Source organism: Streptomyces sp. NPDC015125 (genome assembly GCF_043080045.1).
Lineage (GTDB): Bacteria > Actinomycetota > Actinomycetes > Streptomycetales > Streptomycetaceae > Streptomyces.
Genome location: NZ_JBIBVF010000038.1, coordinates 1 through 3052 on the forward strand (window position 1 = coordinate 1; position 3052 = coordinate 3052).

1 protein-coding gene is annotated in these 3052 nt (G+C 70.8%); it reads right to left on the bottom strand.

The features are described from left to right. Positions 1-3007, bottom strand: a 3007-nt coding sequence (locus ACF088_RS40740) for a type I polyketide synthase (protein WP_392381046.1), incomplete at its 3' end; no start/stop codon positions are given. Positions 3008-3052 lie beyond the last annotated feature (45 nt).

Genomic DNA, 3052 nt, shown 5'->3' on the forward strand with positions numbered 1-3052 from the left:
CCCCCGCAACACACTCCACCCGCTCAACCGCCACACCACACGCCGCCAACCCCTCCACCACAGCCTCGGACCACACATCACCCACACCCACCACCACAAGCCAACGACCACCCAGCAACACCCCACCCGACAGCCCCACCAACGGCTTCCACTCCACCCGGTACCGCCAGCCGTCCACGACGGACTGCTCGCGCGGCTCGGGTGTGGCGCCCGTCGATTCCAGCCAGTAGCGCTCGCGCTGGAACGCGTACGTGGGCAGAGCCACCCGCTGCGCCCCGGTGCCCGCGAAGTACGCCGCCCAGTCGATCGGTGCGCCCGACGCAAAGGCGCGGGCCACCGCCGACATCAGCGACGTGGTCTCGGGCCGGTTCGTCCGCAGGGAGGCGAGGAACATCCGCTCGGTGTCGTCGTCCCCCGCGTCCGAGAGGCAGGCCTGTGCCATCGCGGTCAGGGTGCCTCCGGGGCCCAGCTCCAGGAGCCGAGTCACGCCGTGTTCTGCGAGCCACCGCACACCGTCGGCGAACCGGACGGCGTCCCGCACATGCCGCACCCAGTAGTCGGGAGACGTCAGCTGCTCCGCCGTGGCGAGTTCGCCGGTCACATTCGAGACCACCGGGATGCGCGGCTCCGCATACGCCACGCTCTCGGCGACCGCCCGGAACTCCTCCAGCATCGGCTCCATCAGAGGCGAGTGGAAGGCATGGCTGACCTGCAGCCGCTTCACCTTCCGACCCTCGGACTCAAAACGCCCGGCGATCTCCGCAACCGCCGACTCCTCACCGGAAACCACCACCGCCTGCGGACCATTCACCGCAGCCACACTCACCCGCTGCTCAAGCCCCTCCAGCAACGGCAACACCTCGGATTCCGACGCCTGAAGCGACACCATCGCCCCACCCGCCGGCAACGCCTCCATCAACCGGCCGCGGGCAGCGACCAGACGGCACGCATCCTCCAGCGACCACACCCCCGCCACATGCGCAGCCGCCAACTCACCGATGGAATGACCCACCAGATATTTGGGCTTGAGTCCCCAGGACTCGATCAGCCGGTAGAGCGCCACTTCCACGGCGAAGAGCGCGGGCTGGGTGAAGGCCGTCCGGTGGAGGGCATCGGGGTCCTCGCCGAAGAGGACGTCGCGCAGGGGGCGTTCCAGCTGGGTGTCGAGCAGGGCGCACGCCTCGTCGAATGCCGCGGCGAAGGCCGGGAACGCGGCATACAACTCCCGCCCCATTCCGGCATGTTGGGAACCCTGTCCGGTGAAGAGGAAGGCGGTGGCACCGCGCATCGTGCGGCCGCCCACCACGTCGGCGCTCGGTCCCTCGATGCCCGTGGTGGCCAGTTCCTCCAGGGCGCGCAGGGCGGCGGCCCGGTCCTCCGCGAGCACCACGGCACGGTGTTCGAACGCGGTCCGCGTGGTGGTCAGGGAGTGGCCGACATCGGTCAGGTCCAGCTCGTCCTGCTTGACCCGCGTCAGCAACCGTGCCGCTTGTGCGCGAAGAGCCGCCGCACTGCGGGCGGACACCACCCAGGGGACGAGGGGCAGGGCGCGGGCGGGCTCGCCGTCGCCCTCCGCTGCCGGGGCATCCTCGGCGTCCGCTGCCGGGGCGTCCTCGGCCTCCGGTGCCTCCTCCAGAATGGCGTGTGCGTTGGTTCCGCTGATGCCGAACGACGAGACACCGGCCCGGCGCGGGCGACCGTCCTGCTGCCAGGGCATCGCCTCGTTCAGCACCTCGACCTCGCCGGCCGTCCACTCGATGTGGCGGGACGGCTCGGAGATGTGCAGGCTCTTCGGGAGCGACCCGTGGTGCATGGCCATCACCATCTTGATGACGCTGCCGACACCGGCCGCCGACTGGGTGTGGCCGATGTTGGACTTGAGCGAGCCGAGCCGCAGCGGCCCGTGGTCCGCACGGTCCTTCCCGTAGGTGGCGAGCAGCGCCTGTGCCTCGATGGGGTCCCCCAGCGAGGTACCCGTCCCGTGGGCGTCGACGGCGTCGACATCGCTCGGCGAGAGTCCCGCCCGGGACAGCGCGGAGCGGATCACTCGCTGCTGGGAGGGGCCGTTGGGGGCGGTCAGGCCGTTGGACGCACCGTCGGAGTTGATGGCGGTGCCCCGGACGACGGCCAGCACCGGATGGCCGTTCTTCCGCGCGTCGGAGAGCCGCTCGACGAGCAGCATGCCGGCGCCCTCCGACCAGCCGGTGCCGTCCGCGTCGTCGGAGAACGGCTTGCAGCGGCCGTCGGCCGCCAGGCCGCGCTGCCTGCTGAACTCGAAGAACATGGCCGGGGTGCACATCACGGCGACCCCGCCGGCCAGCGCCAGATCGCATTCGCCGCGGCGCAGGGCATGGCAGGCCCAGTGCAGGGCGACCAGCGAGGAGGAGCAGGCCGTGTCGACCGTGACGGCGGGGCCTTCGAGGCCGAGGGTGTAGGCGATCCGGCCGGAGGCCACGGAGGTGGCGTTCCCGGCGAGGAGCAGCCCCTGAACGCCTTCGGGCAGGTCGGCGACGCCGACGCCGTACCCGGAGGTGGCGGCGCCGACGAATACTCCGCCGTTGGAGCCGCGCACCGACGCCGGGTCGATTCCCGCGCGTTCGAAGGCCTCCCAGGCCACTTCGAGCAGCAGTCGTTGCTGCGGGTCGGTGGCCAGTGCCTCCCGCGGGCTCATCCCGAAGAACGCCGGGTCGAAGTACCCCGCGTCGTGGAGGAAGCCGCCTTCGCGCACCGAGATCGAGCCCGGCTTCTCCGGGTCCGGGTCGTATGCCGCGTCGACGTCCCAGCCGCGGTCGACCGGGAAGCCGGAGACGGCGTCGCCGCCTTCGGCGACCAGTTGCCACAGGTCTTCCGGAGTACGCACGCTTCCGGGGTAGCGGCAGCTCATCGCGACGATGGCGATGGGCTCCTGGTCCCTGCCCTCGGCTTCGCGAAGCTGGCGACGGGTCTGCTTGAGCTCGGTCGTCACCCGCTTCAGATACTCCATGTACTTCTCGTCGTCAGCAGCCACCAACGTCACATCCTCGAACAGAGCCGAGCGGTTCCCCGCGTCCGG